Origin of the sequence: Priestia megaterium NBRC 15308 = ATCC 14581 (assembly GCF_000832985.1) — a bacterium.
GTDB classification, from domain to species: Bacteria; Bacillota; Bacilli; order Bacillales; family Bacillaceae_H; genus Priestia; species Priestia megaterium.
On the sequence record NZ_CP009920.1, the window covers coordinates 4,985,315 to 5,001,483 of the forward strand.

The 16,169-nt window shown below is 36.5% G+C and carries 18 protein-coding genes and 1 pseudogene; 2 read left to right on the forward strand and 17 right to left on the reverse strand.

Translation table 11 applies throughout. The features are described from left to right. Nucleotides 1-49 precede the first annotated feature (49 nt). The 4 genes from BG04_RS25590 to BG04_RS25600 form a co-directional block, all read right to left on the reverse strand. Complete coding sequence (locus BG04_RS25590) at nt 50-412, reverse strand: SecY-interacting protein Syd (protein ID WP_234943169.1); 363 nt, start codon at nt 410-412, stop codon at nt 50-52. Nucleotides 413-418: 6 nt separating this feature from the next. After that, on the reverse strand, nt 419-565 hold the full coding sequence (locus BG04_RS31515; RefSeq protein ID WP_230586546.1) for a hypothetical protein: 147 nt from the start codon (nt 563-565) through the stop codon (nt 419-421). A gap of 33 nt (nt 566-598) precedes the next feature. Beyond that, entirely contained in the window at nt 599-1,141 is a 543-nt protein-coding gene (locus tag BG04_RS25595) for a SecY-interacting protein Syd (protein ID WP_034651319.1), read from the reverse strand. A 246-nt stretch (nt 1,142-1,387) separates the two neighbouring features. Then, the gene (locus BG04_RS25600) at nt 1,388-1,834 is read right to left on the reverse strand and encodes an SMI1/KNR4 family protein (RefSeq protein ID WP_034651316.1); all 447 of its coding nucleotides are present in this window, start codon (nt 1,832-1,834) and stop codon (nt 1,388-1,390) included. A gap of 226 nt (nt 1,835-2,060) precedes the next feature. On the opposite strand from BG04_RS25600, the pseudogene BG04_RS31520 reads away from it, so the two are divergent. Further along, nucleotides 2,061-2,306 (forward strand): annotated as a pseudogene (locus BG04_RS31520) (IS3 family transposase); the annotation flags it as partial. A 94-nt stretch (nt 2,307-2,400) separates the two neighbouring features. Here BG04_RS31520 and imm48 read toward each other — a convergent pair. From imm48 to BG04_RS29140, 7 genes are all read right to left on the reverse strand, one after another. Beyond that, entirely contained in the window at nt 2,401-2,805 is a 405-nt protein-coding gene (imm48, locus tag BG04_RS25605; protein WP_034651314.1) for an Imm48 family immunity protein, read from the reverse strand. Nucleotides 2,806-2,814: 9 nt separating this feature from the next. After that, on the reverse strand, nt 2,815-3,306 hold the full coding sequence (locus BG04_RS25610; protein ID WP_034651311.1) for a hypothetical protein: 492 nt from the start codon (nt 3,304-3,306) through the stop codon (nt 2,815-2,817). Between the two features lie 13 nt (nt 3,307-3,319). Beyond that, complete coding sequence (locus tag BG04_RS31525; RefSeq protein ID WP_305954818.1) at nt 3,320-3,703, reverse strand: SecY-interacting protein Syd; 384 nt, start codon at nt 3,701-3,703, stop codon at nt 3,320-3,322. Between the two features lie 440 nt (nt 3,704-4,143). Further along, nucleotides 4,144-4,695, reverse strand: coding sequence for an SUKH-4 family immunity protein (locus BG04_RS25620; protein WP_034651308.1), 552 nt, complete (start codon nt 4,693-4,695; stop codon nt 4,144-4,146). A 4-nt stretch (nt 4,696-4,699) separates the two neighbouring features. After that, entirely contained in the window at nt 4,700-4,927 is a 228-nt protein-coding gene (locus BG04_RS25625) for a hypothetical protein (RefSeq protein ID WP_051975589.1), read from the reverse strand. Nucleotides 4,928-5,298: 371 nt separating this feature from the next. Then, on the reverse strand, nt 5,299-5,727 hold the full coding sequence (locus BG04_RS25630) for an SMI1/KNR4 family protein (RefSeq protein WP_034651306.1): 429 nt from the start codon (nt 5,725-5,727) through the stop codon (nt 5,299-5,301). 5 nt (nt 5,728-5,732) lie between these two features. Further along, nucleotides 5,733-7,859 carry a T7SS effector LXG polymorphic toxin gene (locus tag BG04_RS29140; RefSeq protein WP_051975588.1) on the reverse strand — a complete coding sequence of 709 codons (2,127 nt, stop codon included), beginning with the start codon at nt 7,857-7,859 and terminating at the stop codon, nt 5,733-5,735. A gap of 546 nt (nt 7,860-8,405) precedes the next feature. On the opposite strand from BG04_RS29140, the gene BG04_RS25640 reads away from it, so the two are divergent. After that, nucleotides 8,406-9,362, forward strand: coding sequence for a patatin-like phospholipase family protein (locus tag BG04_RS25640; protein WP_034651304.1), 957 nt, complete (start codon nt 8,406-8,408; stop codon nt 9,360-9,362). 196 nt (nt 9,363-9,558) lie between these two features. Here BG04_RS25640 and BG04_RS25645 read toward each other — a convergent pair whose 3' ends face one another. The 6 genes from BG04_RS25645 to BG04_RS25670 form a co-directional block, all read right to left on the reverse strand. Further along, on the reverse strand, nt 9,559-11,271 hold the full coding sequence (locus BG04_RS25645) for a TcaA NTF2-like domain-containing protein (RefSeq protein ID WP_034651302.1): 1,713 nt from the start codon (nt 11,269-11,271) through the stop codon (nt 9,559-9,561). A gap of 79 nt (nt 11,272-11,350) precedes the next feature. Next, a complete protein-coding gene (locus tag BG04_RS25650; protein WP_034651299.1) occupies nt 11,351-12,259 on the reverse strand; it encodes a phosphotransferase in 909 nt (302 codons plus the stop codon). A 98-nt stretch (nt 12,260-12,357) separates the two neighbouring features. Further along, nucleotides 12,358-13,686 carry a 6-phospho-beta-glucosidase gene (locus BG04_RS25655; RefSeq protein WP_025751579.1) on the reverse strand — a complete coding sequence of 443 codons (1,329 nt, stop codon included), beginning with the start codon at nt 13,684-13,686 and terminating at the stop codon, nt 12,358-12,360. Nucleotides 13,687-13,725: 39 nt separating this feature from the next. Next, a complete protein-coding gene (gene celB / locus BG04_RS25660) occupies nt 13,726-15,078 on the reverse strand; it encodes a PTS cellobiose transporter subunit IIC (protein WP_034651296.1) in 1,353 nt (450 codons plus the stop codon). Nucleotides 15,079-15,089: 11 nt separating this feature from the next. After that, nucleotides 15,090-15,395, reverse strand: a complete 306-nt coding sequence (locus BG04_RS25665; RefSeq protein WP_025751577.1) for a PTS sugar transporter subunit IIB — start codon at nt 15,393-15,395, stop codon at nt 15,090-15,092. Between the two features lie 262 nt (nt 15,396-15,657). Then, the gene (locus BG04_RS25670) at nt 15,658-16,140 is read right to left on the reverse strand and encodes a hypothetical protein (RefSeq protein ID WP_034651291.1); all 483 of its coding nucleotides are present in this window, start codon (nt 16,138-16,140) and stop codon (nt 15,658-15,660) included. Nucleotides 16,141-16,169 lie beyond the last annotated feature (29 nt).

The window sequence follows — 16,169 nt, forward strand, 5'->3', positions numbered from 1 at the left end:
CCGCCTTTCCAAATTGTGATTCTTTCTTTTTTCCGAATGAAGCCTTGTATTATAAACCCCTAATCAATCCCGAGAGATTTTCGCTAATCCTTTCAAAAGATTTTCTTTCATAATCTTCTAGCTTTACCTCTCCACTTTCATTGTCTACTACTAACAACAAACCGTTAGATTCTATTCCTATAGGAATGTTCACAAGCTGATGATGAGCTGCTTTATAAAGCTTTGTTTCTTGTTTGAAGTCTTGCAATTCTATCCCCGGTACAACAGAATTTAATACTAAGTCATATCCGTTGTAGGTTCCAGCCAGTTCTAAAAACCAGTAGGAATTAAAATAAGCCTTAATATCGGGATGCAGCTGAACGTTAAGTTCCTTTTCTACATCTTCAAAATTATTGTCCACCTCTTTTTTCAAATATTTCTAAACTATATAGCCCCCTTCATCTTTTTCACCTTCAAAAATAAACTGTTCTGTTTCTTCCGTCCACTCAGTCATAGACAAAGTACCGTTAAAAGCTTTCCATTCTTTTAGTAATTTGGTAAAGTATATTTCCATTGCTTGTTTCACATTTACTATTCCTTTCCTCATCTTCTCGATAAATTATGATTTCTTCAGCTTTATTTTTCTTATTAATTCCTCAAGTGAATGCTCCAATAATGTTAATTCGTTTGTTTCATAATCTTCTGTATAAACTTTTCCGGTCTTATTATCTATGTTAATGGCCATTTCGTCCGGAGAAATAAAACCTATCTGTATGTATCTAAATTCCTTTCCTTGACTTTCATCATAATGCGCAAGATGTTTAAAATAACTTCGTACATCTTTACCCGGTTCAACAGGCTCAAGACATATATATTTCGAATGATAAAGACCTTCTAAGCTTAAAAATAAATAACTGTTAAAATACTCTTTAATTGAATGATGCAAAGGCATTTTAATTTCAGCTTCGATCATACTAAAGTTTTCAACAGCCTTTTTTTCTACTGGTTTCCAAAAAACATACTCTTCTTCATCAGGCTCACCTACATATAGCAGTGGATGCATCTCTTCATCCCATGGTGCCTTTGGAAATGTATTATAGTTTTCATTCCAATAATCTAGCAGTCTCTCAAAATAATCCGTCATTATCCCTTTTATACTCATCCTAAGTCTCCTTTGTTTAAACTTACCGACTGAAATTTGCTCGATTTCTCCTTTTAATTTCCTCTTAAAGTTTTTCTCTTGGCATTTTCTAATAATTAATAGAATAACTTTTTGAAATGCTCATCTTGTTTATACCATAGGTTTTAAAGTTTCAGATATCCCTCTATACATTTAAATATAATAAAAAACCTTGAAAGGTATAGAGCCAATCAAGGTTAAATAACTTAACAACCATATAGATTAATTTTAAAAGTCTTCGTCCCAATTTTCTTTGGCATCAAGAAGTCTATTTGTTAAAAACTCATAAAAGTTATCTGCTCTTTTTCCACTATATCCATCAATTCTGTCCCACGACACAACTACACATTCAGCGTCAATTAGGTTTTCAGTATCTAAACAATATACAAACTCTTCACAGTTTTCAACAACTACGTATTGAGTTGGCAATCCAATGTTCCGAAATCTTTCAGTGTTTGTTACTACAGATGGAGTTGCGGATTTCCCACAGCCAAGTATATCTACTCCAAACAGTCCTCCAGAACCATAATTTTCAAGAAACCAGATATAACTATCCGGAAATTTCACTTTAAGTGCTTTTTCAACTTCTTTAATAATTTCGTCTGAGACTCCTCCAGTAAAATCATTAATCTCGGAATTGAATTGAATAAATTCACTCATTTCTTTTTGGTTCAAACTATTTCTCTCCTCATTAATATCCTCTAAAATAAGTTCGCTATAACTTACTTTTGAAATCTCTATATAGTGCAGTAGATTATCCAATAAAGTGTATTATATTCTTAAACATATTTATCAATGTATCATGAAACGCTGATCAAAATCTACACTTAACCCAACTAGTGTTTCTTACGGTAACAGCCTCAGCACTTTCGCATTTAATAATATAGTAATAAAGACTCCCTATTCTCTAAATCAACAAGGAATTACACAAAATATGTCACGAAAATGAAATTGTTACGATAATGGTATAGTCGAAATCTTCTTTGGAATTATGAAGTCTGAACCTCTTTATTTAAAGCAATTTTAAAATGTTGAACATTTTAAAAAGGAATTGAAGAAGTGTATTTACTATAAGCATAGAGGGATCAAAACAAAATTAAAAGGCATGAGTCCAGTCCAATACCGAACTCATGCCCTGCAAGTTGCCTGCCAAAATAACCTGTCTAACTTTATAGGATCACTTCAAAACTTAAGGCTCTTTTCAGATTATAGCTTACTAATATTTAATGGATAAAAATTCTTTAGGAACCACTTTTAATTATATCTATTATATTATGAATGTTTTCTTTTAATTCTTGATTCCTATTCTCTTTATACTGATGATATGCCTGAATTCCCCTATGAATAATAGCATTCATAGTAGGATGAAACGACTTATCTGTACACTCAATTAAAAAATCAAAAAACTCTGCACTAGCTGAGGGAGAATACGAAAATACTTCTATAAGTATATTTATGGTAGCTCCCTGAATCTGTACAGCATCTTTTTTCTCTTTAAGAGAATAGCCGTTTATCATACCGAAACAAAATGTCGATACAACTTGTTTTTCTTGTTCATCTAAATTTTCCGGGGTTAATTGGCATATTTCTAAAAAATGATTAACCACCTTTTTCATCTCGCTATAATATGCTAAATTACGCTCCATTTTTCCCTCCTAATATACTAATATTTTTCCATTTGGATAATCTCCGTCCCATCCACAAGGAATATGACCACTTAAATAGATGTCTAACATACTGGTGTAAAAATCTGAATTATAATATTTCTCATATGTAAGCACCATAATGATGTTGATAATATCAAATTTAACAGAATTCACTATATCACTTGATAACCCTAATATGCTTACTTGGCTTTCGATTTTATCAACAACTTTAGGCAATACCTCTGTTTTAACTTCTCTCACTAATACATTCCAATTTTTATTATACAGCTCCGGTTTATTCTTGGCTAAATAACCAGTTAAATTATTTCTCTCTTCAAGACAAATATTTTCCCATTTCACTCCTTTTACATTCTTATTAACTACTTTTTTATTTGATAAATAAGAATAATTACTTCCTTTTGGAAGATTAGTTTCAACTCCACAGTATTCTAGCCAATTATTAGATGTTATTGCTTCAACTACGGCATTATTTAGTTCCATATAGTTTTCTCCTCTATTTATTCTTCAATTTTATTTCTTCTATTAATTCTTGAAGAGAATGTGCCGCTAAATTCAATTCATTCGTCTCGTAATCCTCTATATAAACTTTTCCTGTCTCGTTATCTACGTTAATTGCCCTCTCATCTGGAGAAATAAAACCTATCTGTATATATCTGAATTCATTGCCTCGGCTTTCTTCATAGCTCTTCAAGTTTTTAAAATAAGTCAATAAATCTTTATCTGGCTCAACAGGTTCAAGGTATATATAATTTGAATGATAAAAACCCTCTAAGCTTAAAAATAAATAACTATTGAAATATTCTTTGATTGTTTCATGCAAGCGTATTTTAATTTCAGTTTCAATTGTGTCAAAGTCTTCAACATCTCTTTTTTCTATTGGCTTCCAAAAATATACTCTTCTTCGTCAGGCTCACTTAAATATAGTACCGGATTTATGCCTCCATCCCACGGCGCTTTTGGGACTCCATTATATTTGTCATTACAATAATCTAGTAATCTCTCAAAATAATTCATCATTGCACCTTTTACTTTCTTAAGTCTCCTTCATTAATCTTTCCATCACTTTAATTTCCTTTTTTCATAACCCTTTACACTACATAGATGTAACGAATCTAAAACGACTATTGCTAATTTTCAATTGTAATAACCATTTCTCTAAAACAAAAAATATCACTCGTGAAATTCAAGTGATGTTTTTGCACAAAATCCAAAAGTATTTCCTTAATTATAAAAAGTTTAAAATATAAACCTTTTAATGTATTAAATCATCCAGCTACATACTTTACCGCTTTTCTATATGAAGTTTTTTAGCATGATTTATTCATAAAAATTCTCAACTTCAATAGGCCAAAAATACCCATTTCCCATACATTTAGGGTCAATTTTATTTAATTGTTCTTTTAACCAATTAATTACGGATTCTGGTATATCGTTATCGATAAAAGCATCTTCATCATTTATTTGAATTGCCTTATCAATCATTCTTGAATATACTAATAAACATTCGGCAAATTGATTTATGGAAGAATTAATAAATACTTCTTTATAGTCATTACCATTATTAAGAAACACCACATTTTCTGTTTCTTTTATTATACATATTGGATCACCAGAACCAGTTGACCCTAAAAACCAATAGTTTTGAAACTCTTCTGGCATACTGAATATACTTGTAATAGAATTTAATGCCCCTTGTGAGGAAGTAAAATCTAGATACGGTGCGGGAGTTTCAGGTAAACCTCCTATAGATAAAAACTGTTTTACTTCATCAGAAAAACCTGTGTTTACTAAAGCATCATATTCAAATTTTATTAGGGGCCCGTCTCTTTCAACATTCCATTTCTGATTAAACTCTTGTGGTAAAATCATTTTCTCACCTTCCTGAATTATTTATAAAAGTTTCCAATCTATTTGCAATTTTATCATCTATTCCAGTAATTCCCCACTCCTTTTCAACATTATGAATACCACCATATCCTGGATGCAAGCTTTTCGGTAAAGCTGCCGCTTGGCCACCCTCTCCTATATGATGATGCCTCATAGAATCTTTTATATAATCACCGTACTGAGGAAAATATTCTATGAATTGTTTAGCAACCACAGGAACTCTCCCCCTTTTTATCATAATTAAAAACTAAATATTTAGATTTAAAAAAGCCCTTTAAAGCCTTGTTATAAAGGTATTCATGAGCATAATAGAAAGCTACGGAAAACTTTATTTTCCATGCTAGCAGGGTTATATACTGTATAATTGAAGTGTTTTTATTTCTCCTTAATTTATTTAAGTGCATTATGTTTCCAATTATTTTTAACTACATTTGAATATAATGAATTTATATTCTTGAAATGAATTGTTCGGTTTCCTAAGAGTAAATCTTCTTAACAATATCTATCTAAAAAGACCATTGGCTAATGCTTAGCCAATGGTCTTTTTGTTGGGTTCTTTATTTTATCTATTATTTAAACCGTGTATTATTCTAAATCAATATAATACTCATTATCATTAATAAATTTCTTAAAAAAATCTTCTAATGAGTCTGCTATCTGAGTGTCAAAATAAAAAACTGGATTATTGGGCAATTTTAAATCTAACGATATATATATACCCTCATTCACTTCAAAGAAAATAAGTTTATCTTCTTCATCTAGTTCTTCTAAATCTGGATCGAATTCAAAAACTCCTTCTCGTAATTTGACATTTGCTACCGTTCCTGGTCCCATAATTCTATTGATTGCATTATTACTTGGCTCTTTAATGAACCCATATCCAACTTCTAAATATAACTGTCTTAAGTCATCGGGAAAACGGATACCCATCCTGTCCTCCGCTTTTAAAATCTCCTTTTCGGATAAATTATAAATTTTATTTTCTCCATTATTAATAAACTTAAAATCCGCCATTACTATTACCTCCTAGGGAATAACATTCTTGATGGTGCTCCTTTTCCATGAATCCCCTGCTGATGTTCATCAGGGTATTTAGCAGGATGAATATTCCACCATTCATGGGGACCAGAAAAATTGTTTTCTATTAGATGATGAGCATCATATGGCTGACCAATATGTCTAGCAATTTCTCCAGTTTGATCATATACTTCCTCTGTATATCGTGGCCACTTTTGATTAGTTTTTTCTTCCCATTCTTCAATTAATTTGTTTTTTAAACTCGTAGTAAATCTACTTCTATGCTTAGCTGTTTCTTTAGGTGTTAATTTTTCAAATTTATTATTTCTTAGGGACTCTTTTAAAAATTCCACCTGTATTTTGTGAACCTTTAACCTTGTTTTGGATTCAACATCCTTCAAATATGCTTTTACTAAGTCACGATCAAACACTGACGTATCCTTCATTGAATCATTCTGTTTATTAACTATAACTGATTCTACTGCCGGTACTTCCAAAGGCTGAATGTTTCTACTTTCAGCTTCGTGAACACGATTCGGACCACGAGTAAACTGCCCTGTCTCTTTATTTCGATAACGTTTAGCGTCTTTATCATACCAAATTTCGATATCATTAATAAACTGCATCGTATTCTTCGCTGTATTTTTTAACACATCCCGCACAGTTTGCTGCGCAAAGTCTGCACTCACACCCACCGGTGCTTCCTGCGGTACGAATCTCGGTATCTTTGCATCTAATACAGCATCATACATTTTCCTAGCTTTATCAATACCCGCTGCCGGCATTTTTCGCATGGCCTGCTGGATGTCTTTTCCGTATTGAGTCACTTTACTCGTATGAACCACATTGCGCATATCATTGAACTTTTTCGTGACTGCCTGTGCACCTTTTTCGACAAGTTGAGTAGATGCTTTTGAAGCAAGCACGCCTCCTGCAGCAATGCCAAATGATTGAAACAAACTAGCCTGCTGTTGCTCTTTTGTAAGCTTATTTCCTAATACGTCTTTCCCCATTGTATACTCATACATGCCATTTGTTAAGACAAGTCCATACAATCCTTTTTCTGTTTGTTCAAGCACTTTAAACGCTTTAGGTGTTTGGTAAATAGCCATTGCATGATGCGCAGCACTCATGCCTTTTGCCGTTTTGTAGACAAAGCTTCCGCCTTTTACCGCTCGTCCCGCCCAGCCTACGAACGGGATGAACCCAGCTGCTGCCATTGCTCCAGCCGTGACTCGCTGAGTAGCGGACAGTTTCTTATGCGTAACCGGATCGACTCCGTCTGCGGCTCGTTTAAAATCATAGTATCCCGTAATTTCTCCTGCAATGTCTAATCCTTTTTCATACCATGGCTTATTGGCTTGAATTTGTCGTTGTTTTTCAGCTTCAATAGCTGCTTTTCTTTGTTTAACCTCTTGTTTTTGTTCAGCTTTTCCTTCTACATAACCTGAAGCCACTTTATCAATTTGCTGCTGTGTTTTGTATACCTGGCTATTTTTGTAAGCTTCGGCATTAAAAGTGAGCTGATAAGCACTGCCGCCTTGAGAAGTCAGCTGTTCCAAACCATTTACGCTAAATTGAACGGATTCATAGAAAGAATTTAACATTTCATATTCACTTGAAAGTTGATTATCCAGTTCTTCTACTGCGGTAATAGTTTCTGTTCTTTTTTTCTCAGCAGCGCTTAACTCATCTTCAAAGGCCTCTGTGGGAAAGGGTGTAATATGTATAATATCTTCAATATTGCTTAAAATCGCTTCAAGTTCAGTGTACTGTTGTTCGACCATTTGCTTAGAGCGATCATTAGTAACAGCCAGCTCTTGCTCTAAAAATGATACGTCTACAACCGTATCACCTTTTAATTTAGCTTGTTCCGCATAATCTGCAATACTATTAAAATAGGATTGATGTGAAGATACAAGACTTTTCCAATGCGTAACCATATCTACTTGTGATGCATAAAAGTCTTTTATACTGTCGGCACCTTTCCCTTGAAATTCATGATCGAGTGTAGCCACGGCATGAAGGGCTTTTTTTAATACATCTAGCTGTTCATCAAATGCTTTGTAAGCCTCCACTCTGTCTTTTGCATAAGCTAAAAGCGTACTGGCTTCATATACTTTTCCCATTACATACCCTCTTTTATTTTATGATTAATATATCTCTGGTTTGAGTTTTTCCTCTATTATCCATTATAAAACTGCTAATACACTATCTAAATAGGATAATAATCCCTTTTGTAAGCTAGTTGATTCATTAAAAAGGATATAACTTCAAAATAAAAGATAATAGTCATAGGTATAAATATTTACTTTCAGTTTGAATGCTAAGCAAAAATACTTTACTTAACCATTAGATCGCATTGTTTCTAATTACTTTCTTACAAATCCCTCTAATCCGAAAGCTAATTTACAGTATACCATCCTATTATTCTACAAAAAAAGCTATATTCACTCTAGAAATGCTTGTTACACTCTGACTATACACTGCAGAAAATTAACGAAAACTGTCTTCCTCGTATTTTTTTATACTTGATGAAGTTCCTTTTGGCAATTCTCACCTCTATAACCTAACTTCTACATAATTAGTAAAAGGGATACTCATACCTCTCCAACACATCAAATAAACATATACAGAATGATACCTCTATTGGGATTCGAAAGGAGAAATAACCTTTGACAAAATATAGAATTATAACCTTTGATGGAGGCGGTACTTTAGGTGCTTTAAGTTTACAACTTTTGAATAGATTGGCTTATCAAAACCCCAAGTTAATTAGTGAAACCAATGTTTTTTCAGGAAATTCGATTGGTTCATTTACTGCCCTTGCACTAGCAAGTGGAAGATCACCAGAAGAGACGTTTGATTTTTTTAAAGATCAAATCTTACCGGCATTCAGTGTTTCACGACCGGGCGGACCGGTTTTTAACCAACAAGTACCCTATTCTGGTTTGATTAAAGCCATACGAACGTTTTTCCCCCGAGACCTTCGCCTTAGAGACTTAAAGAAACGAATCGTTGTGCCTGCCTTTCATTTGTTTGCACCGGAACTGAATCGTTGGAATCCTGTGTTATTTCACAACTTTCTAGGTTCTCCTTATCTTAATGAGAAAGCTAGTGACGTAATACTTAGGAGCAGCGCTGCTCCAGCAACGCAAAGAGCTTATCAAAACTACGTGGATGGGTATACAGTAGCAACTAACACCAGTACAGCTAGTATCGCGTTTGCAGTCGGAAAAGCAAAGCAGCCGTTAGATCAAATTGCCGTATTATCCATTGGAACAGGTGAACAGCCAACTCAATTAAGAAGAGATACAAAGGGATGGGGAATGGTTAGTGCCGATAACATACGCCCTGAGGATATGGAGGACCTGCCTCCGAATTGGGGAGTGCTTTTAGACCGATCGCCTAATGAACCGTTGCTGCCGTTTCTTCAGATTATCTCCGGTGGATCGAGCTACTATGAATCAATGGTCAGCTCTGAGCTTTTAGGCGATCAGTTTTTCCGGTTGAATCCGCGAATTCCTAATTTCTCTAAAACGGACCCTTCGGTTGTTCCCGCTCTTATTTCAATTGCTAATAAAACGAATTTACGACCGGCATTTCAATTTATAGAGAGAAACTGGAATTAATATGACCGTACTTTAGATTAATTTCTTGTTTCTATTTGAAGTATTTAAAACTTTATATAACAAGATATCCACGCTGGCAGCGTAGAGGTCATCCTACGCTCAAGCAATTCAACCAAACCTCTTCTCTCTCCCAACCACAACAACCGCTAGCTTCCCAAAAGGAACTAGCGGTTATTCATAATCTCTCAGAAACCATTCACTCTTCCACCGGCTTCTGCTCATCTGTTAACGTATCAATTTTAGTAATTTGAAGTTTGTCTTTGCCAACAGCTTTAACATGATAAATTCGTTCTTTCTTAAACTGCGTGCTTGCATCATATGAGTCGGTGAACGTGTATACTTCGTTTGTATAAATGTCGTAGGTTCCGTCGTCATGTGATTCTGTCTTTTTCACTAGAAACTGATCGTTAGCAAACGATACGTTTTTTCCGGCGAGTGATGTGATATAGCTTTTTAGCTGTTTATAAACTGGCTGACCCGAGTCAATATAAGGCGCCATCCCACTAAAGTCTCCGCTGTTTAAGCTTGAAAAGTAAGCAGCTTTATAAGAAATAAAAAAGTTTTCAAGATCCGTTTTGCTTACAGTAGCTGGTTTGACCTCTTCATTTTTTAACAGTTTCGTGCTGGCCGTAGCTTTTACGTCTGAGTCTGTTTCTAACGTTTGATTGTCACGATTCATATATACAATCGTCAGCAATAAGACAAGGGCGATAGCGCCTCCTATTAAAATAGGAAAAGTGCGTCGTGATGATTGCTGCTTTTTGAGCACGGGAAAGTCTGCGTAGGATGGCAGCGTAACAGGTTCTATATCTACCTTTAACCGAGCTAGTGGCTTTAGCATCTCCGTTCTTTTTATACTGTTAAGCGGCTGAAGTGCTAAAAATTCTTCATATGTAACAATAAATTCGTTTACTGCTATTCCTTTATACATGCCGTAAATTCGATTCCACAGTTCTCGACACCGAGTATCCTTTATATCTTCACTCAGTTCGTTAAAAAATGGTCGTGATTTTTTAATAAAAGCCGCTAACCACGTTTGATGAACGTCGACTTTGTGGACTGCATGTAGGTCGTTAAGTGATTGCTTTAACTTGGCGTGTTCATGTGCATCGTTTTGGATAATGGCTTCCATGCTGCGTTGCGTTTCTCCCAGCACAGTAGAAAGACTCTTACTCATTTTTTCTTGCAGCGCATCAAACTGACTGCGAACATCAGGCCAGTGCAGTTCGAGTAACTGTTTTTGTGCAGTCGTGGCTTTTCGAATACTTTCATTTAGCTCATGCTGCTTTGTGCGAAAGGCGGTCGCTTTTTGTTTGGTCACTACTTTATTTTTGCTTAGCTGCTTCCACTCTTGCTTTAAGCTCTTGTCTTCTTCAAGTACTGCGGCTATCGCTTGTTTTACATGTTCATGCTTTTTTTGAAATTCAACAAACGCTGACAAATACGTATTCCAGTTTTCCTTCATTTCTTTTAACGATGACGTGTTAGCATGTTTTTCTGTTAGTTGAAAAAAGTCGTTTCTAAACGCTACCATATCCGCTTCGGAAGAAAGTTTTTTTCCGAAAAGCTCTGTAACACTTCTATGTATGCTTGTTAACTGTTGGAGCTGTTTCATATTGCTTTGACGCTTGTTTATGTACTCCGGATAGTCGCTTGAAAGAAACGTCACCATTGTATATTCACTGTTGTTGATGTTGTACTCTGTCCGTTCTTTTTCCAGTTCGTCATACACTTTCTGCAGCTGACGTTCTACTATGGAGAGAAATTTTTCTTTGTCCATCCCGTCTACTTCTTCTTTTAGCATGTTTAAAGATTTCGTTTCTCCAATAAGAAATTCGTTTTCTTTATATAGCTGTATCCATGCTTCTATCAGCTGCGCTGCTGATTCATTCCAGTGGCTTGTATTCATCGTTTGCTTCACCTGTTGTTTTTATTTTTATCCTTTTTTAACTATACAGGAATTTAACAGAAATTCTATTACAGTTTTATTACTCTTGAAAAATCAGGTTCAAGCTTTCTAGAGCCGCTTCTAGCGTTTGTTTGTCTCCTTGGTCGTAGCTGTGCGCCACAAGTACTACGGTTGTAAATACAGCTTTCCATTTTGCCAGTCTGTGCGTTTCTTCGTCTACTTTTCCGTATTCTTTTAAAAAACGTGCTCTTCCTTTAGGAGGTAAAAAGCTGTAGGCAATCGCTAGGTCAACTGCCGGGTGACCAATATGAACATCTCCCCAGTCAATGATGCCTGAAACCATATTGGTTTGATCAACAATCATGTTTTTAATATGAAGATCTCCGTGAACCAGTACGTTTTTTTCTTGATAGTGAATTTCTTGTATGCCATTTACATAGTCTTCGAGAATTTCTTGTTTTGAATAAAGACTACGCTCTTTCATTTGCTTGACATATTTCTCTAGCGCCGGCTTTCGTTTCATCGTATCAAGTCGATTCAACTCATCAAACGGCACGCCGAGCTCTTGGGCTTTTAAATGAGGATAGTGATGCAGCGTACGAAGAAATCTTGCTAGTACAGAAGCGGATTGTATGCGCTCTTCTTCTGTTAATCTTGCAGGCGGAGTTCCTTGCACGTAGTGATATCCCGTAAAAGGCCAAGGATAGCCTGCATTCGGCTTACCGAAAAAAATGGGCTCTGCAATCGATAGCGGCAATTGAGAAGCAAGGCTTGGTAAAAGCTGATTTTCTGTTTTTAATAGTCCTACTGCAAGTTCTCTTCTTGGAAACCGAAATACAAAGCGGTCGTTTACTTGATAGACCGTATTGTCAAAGCCGTAGCCAAGCAGTGAAATCGCAGCGGGCGCAAGTTCTGGAAACTGCGTTTCGATTAGTGTTTTGGCAAACGGTGCTGATACGATTTGTTCTGCATCCCATGCATTTGGCACTGTGATCACCTTTCTTTGATGTTGATTTTGTATGTAAAGTATACTATAAAAATGAAAAAACCTCTGACTCGTTGTCAAAGGTTTTTTCACTATACGTATTAGACATTCACCGAGTTAAAAAACTGCGGTAAATGAGATTTATGCGCGTCTAGCATTTCGTCCAAGAGCTGCTTGGCAATAGTATCAGATGGGACTAACGGATTGATTGTCATTGCAACAAGCGCGGTATTGTAATCTCCCGTAACGGCTGCTTCGGCCGCCACTCGTTCAAAAGATTTGATTTGCTGAACAAGTCCTCGAACAGCTACAGGTAAATCACCGACTGCAATTGGCTTTGGCCCTTCTTTTGTAATCACACAGCTCACTTCAACAGCAGAATCATTTGGAATACTGGCGATTGCCCCATTGTTAATGGTATTTACAGGCTGAATATCGCCTTTATCATTATAGATAGATGAAATTAAGCTGCAGGCTGCATCGCTGTAGTACGCGCCTCCTCGCTTTTGAAGCTGAGGCGGTTTAATTGCAAGATTAGGATCTTTATAGAGCTCAAATAAGTCTTTTTCTAACGCGCGCACTACTTCAGCTCGTGTACCTTCGAGCTCAGCTGCATTTTGTTCTTCTTGCAGCATCTCGTTTGTTTTATAGTAATAGCGGTGATACCCGCATGGAATAACCCCTAGGCCTTTAATAAAGTCAGGATCCCACGAAATCCCTTTGATATTTCGCATAGACATCGCATTCGTCGGGTCTGCCATAGCGTCAATCACTTGATCTTTTACGCTCACTCCGTCTAAAAAGACATCTAATCCAAAGACCATATGATTTAACCCGGCAAAGCTAACTTGTACCCGGCTTTCGTCTACTTCTAGCGCTTTAGCAATCCCCATACGAATACCGATTGGCACGTTGCATAAGCCCACTACTTTTTTATGATTGCTATAGCGTAAAATGGCTTCTGTCACCATACCAGCTGGATTGGTAAAGTTTACAAGCCACGCATTTGGACATAGTTCTTCTATATCTTTCACAATACTTAAAATCACAGGAATTGTGCGCAGCCCTTTAAATAAGCCGCCCGGTCCATTTGTTTCTTGCCCAATCACGCCGTATTTTAACGGAATTCGTTCATCTTTCATTCTGGCGTCTAACAATCCTACGCGAAATTGTGTGGTGACAAAGTCGGCATCTTTTAACGCTTTTCTTCGATCCAACGTAAGATGAATATCAATTGGGACTCCTGCTTTTTCGACCATTCGTTTTGCCAGGTTTCCAACAATCTCTAGCTTTTCTTTTCCTTCTTCTACATCTACTAGCCAAAGCTCTCGTACAGGCAGCTCGTCATAACGCTTAATAAATCCTTCGACAAGCTCCGGCGTGTAGCTTGAACCTCCGCCAATGGTTACAATTTTAATTCCTTTTGTCATTTGAATCCCTCCGCTATAATGAATGATTTAAAAAATACGTTATACAATACTTTGCTGTTCTTCTTTTACCGGTGAACGATCACGATCTATAGAAGCTCCAGTTTCTTCTATAAGCTTTTGTTTGTCCCACATTTTAAAGAATGGAAAATAGACACCAAACGATACCACCATTAGCACAAGCTGCAGAACAGCCCCTGACACACTTCCTGTAATTAAGTAGCCGCTAATCACCGGCGGCATTGTAAACGGCGTTACAATTCCTATCGGCTTTGCAACGAGGCCGATATCCATCGATACATATGTAATGATGACCGATAGAAGCGGCGCTAAAATAAACGGAATAATCATAATCGGATTTAATACGATAGGCATTCCAAAAATAACAGGTTCGTTAATATTAAAGAAGCCCGGTCCTATACTTAATCTTCCTAGTTGCTTCATTTGCTGGCTTTTCGCAAACAGCACCATGGCCAGTACAAGAGAAAGCGTAGTGCCGGATCCTCCTACAAACACAATATCGTTAAACTCATTCGTTACAATATGCTTCACTGGCTCACCAGAAGCAAGAGCGGTTGCGTTTTCCGTTGTTAGCGTAAGCCATACAGGCGTCATGACAGAACCAACAATCGTCGCACCGTGTAGCCCCGTACTCCACATAAGAGTAATTAAGATAAAAATCAGAATCGTACCGACTAAGCTTGTACCAATATGAGTTAAAGGCTGCTGCAGTAAAACCGTCACGACATTATGTAAATTCCCGAAGTCTCCGACGTTTTCTACAAGCAAACGCAGCATCCATATAACCATTACAGCGCCAAACCCTGGTATTAAAGCTGAAAATGAACGGGCGACAGCTGGCGGAACAGTTTCTGGAAGCTTAATCACAATATTTTTTTGAATAATCTTCCGGTAAACTTCTGTGGCGATAACCGCTATGACCATCCCCACAAAAAGACCTTTACTCGTGAACATCGCCGTTTGATAAGCTGTTTCGACCATAGCCGTTCCATCTGCGTTTTCTCCAATCGTATACGAAACAAAAGGTGTACCGACAAAGAAAGCAGCTAAAGACACTGCACCTGAAGCAAGTGCATCCACTTTATATGATTCTGCTAAGCGATAGGCAATCCCGAACGTAGCTACTAAAGCCATAATTTCAAACGTTCCTCTGTACGGGTATAAAATGCTTGCTTTTAGCTTAGAATGTTCTGTTAAAAAATCTGTGTAGGCTTGAAAAGGTAAATTGGCTAAAATTAAGAAAAGTGAACCGATAATAATAAGCGGCATCGTCAGGACCATACCGTCTCGTAATGCTTGAAGATGACGCTGCTGAGCAGCTTTGCCAGCAAGCGGCATAATATATGTTTCAAGTACACGATTCATTTTGCTCAATTGATTCCCTCCTATTTCGAAACTAACTGCTCAGCAGATTTTAGCACTTCTTCTCCGTTACACATTCCGTAATGAACCGGATTAATAACCTCTACTGGAATTCCTTTTTCCTCTCCTAACTTTTTCATTTGAGGAAGCAAGTAGCGCACTTGTGGACCTAAAAGTAAAATATCTGCATCATCAATATGATTTCTAACCGCGTCTCCTGGTACTGCCCAGATTTTGCACGTTGTCTCTTTTTCTTTTGCGCTTTTTTCCATTTTAGTCACTAACAAACTTGTAGACATCCCTGCTGCGCAGCATAGTAAAATATTCATTTTCAATTCCCCCTTGATCAGTAATTGATTAACATCCATAAGTAAGATAATTATCTTGCTAAGATGTTTTCTTGTTACCTTCACTATATATTGAAAACGCTTTCAATTAAACGCAATATTTTTCCGTTACCAAAGGAAAAATATTGTTAGAATATTCTTTTAATTTAAAGAAAAAGAGATTGTAAATCAAAACAGATTGTGGTAGCTTTTTAAAAAATAATAAGCAGCTCCTCCATCTAGGTAAGCTGCTTAGCGCACTTTATTATAACCCCGTAGAAATTGTCTCCTGATGTGAGATTCCTAGGTGGCGGTATGAGATGGTTACTTCCTGTATACTTATATTATCTGCAAGAGAAAGCGCATATATCTGATCACTTTCTTTTTCTTTGTTCAATCTTTCTAGCTGTTCGTCAGGGCCTGTATGCGGATGCAACTTCACACTTTGCAAGTTCTTAAACGTATAGCCTTTTGTTTCTTGGCTAGTAAAGTCTCCAAGAAGGAACCCTTTTTTATCATTGCTTACTTGTATTTTTGCATATTCGGGTGTTTTGTTTCCGTTGATACGGATTTGTTCTATTTGAATATCTCCTAGAGAGCCCTTATTACCTATAGAAATCAGCTGAACTTTTTTGTTCTTGGCAAAGCCAGCGGCTTTAGCCTCCAACGATGCACTCATTTTTACAAATGTATATACTCCAACAAATACGACAATCAAGATACTGGCTATAAGAAAAATCTTTCGCAAAAAAAACACTCCTTACCTTTCTTTTTCGT

Coding starts and splice junctions, on each gene's coding strand:
- imm48 (WP_034651314.1), bottom strand. CDS start 2,805: ATGGAGCGTAATTTAGCATATTATAGCGAGATGAAAAAGGTGGTTAAT.
- BG04_RS25595 (WP_034651319.1), bottom strand. CDS start 1,141: ATGAGTATAAAAGGGATAATGACGGATTATTTTGAGAGACTGCTAGAT.
- BG04_RS25630 (WP_034651306.1), bottom strand. CDS start 5,727: ATGGCGGATTTTAAGTTTATTAATAATGGAGAAAATAAAATTTATAAT.
- BG04_RS25665 (WP_025751577.1), bottom strand. CDS start 15,395: ATGAATATTTTACTATGCTGCGCAGCAGGGATGTCTACAAGTTTGTTA.
- BG04_RS29140 (WP_051975588.1), bottom strand. CDS start 7,859: ATGGGAAAAGTATATGAAGCCAGTACGCTTTTAGCTTATGCAAAAGAC.
- BG04_RS25620 (WP_034651308.1), bottom strand. CDS start 4,695: ATGATTTTACCACAAGAGTTTAATCAGAAATGGAATGTTGAAAGAGAC.
- BG04_RS25610 (WP_034651311.1), bottom strand. CDS start 3,306: ATGGAACTAAATAATGCCGTAGTTGAAGCAATAACATCTAATAATTGG.
- BG04_RS25655 (WP_025751579.1), bottom strand. CDS start 13,686: ATGACAAAAGGAATTAAAATTGTAACCATTGGCGGAGGTTCAAGCTAC.
- BG04_RS25645 (WP_034651302.1), bottom strand. CDS start 11,271: ATGAATACAAGCCACTGGAATGAATCAGCAGCGCAGCTGATAGAAGCA.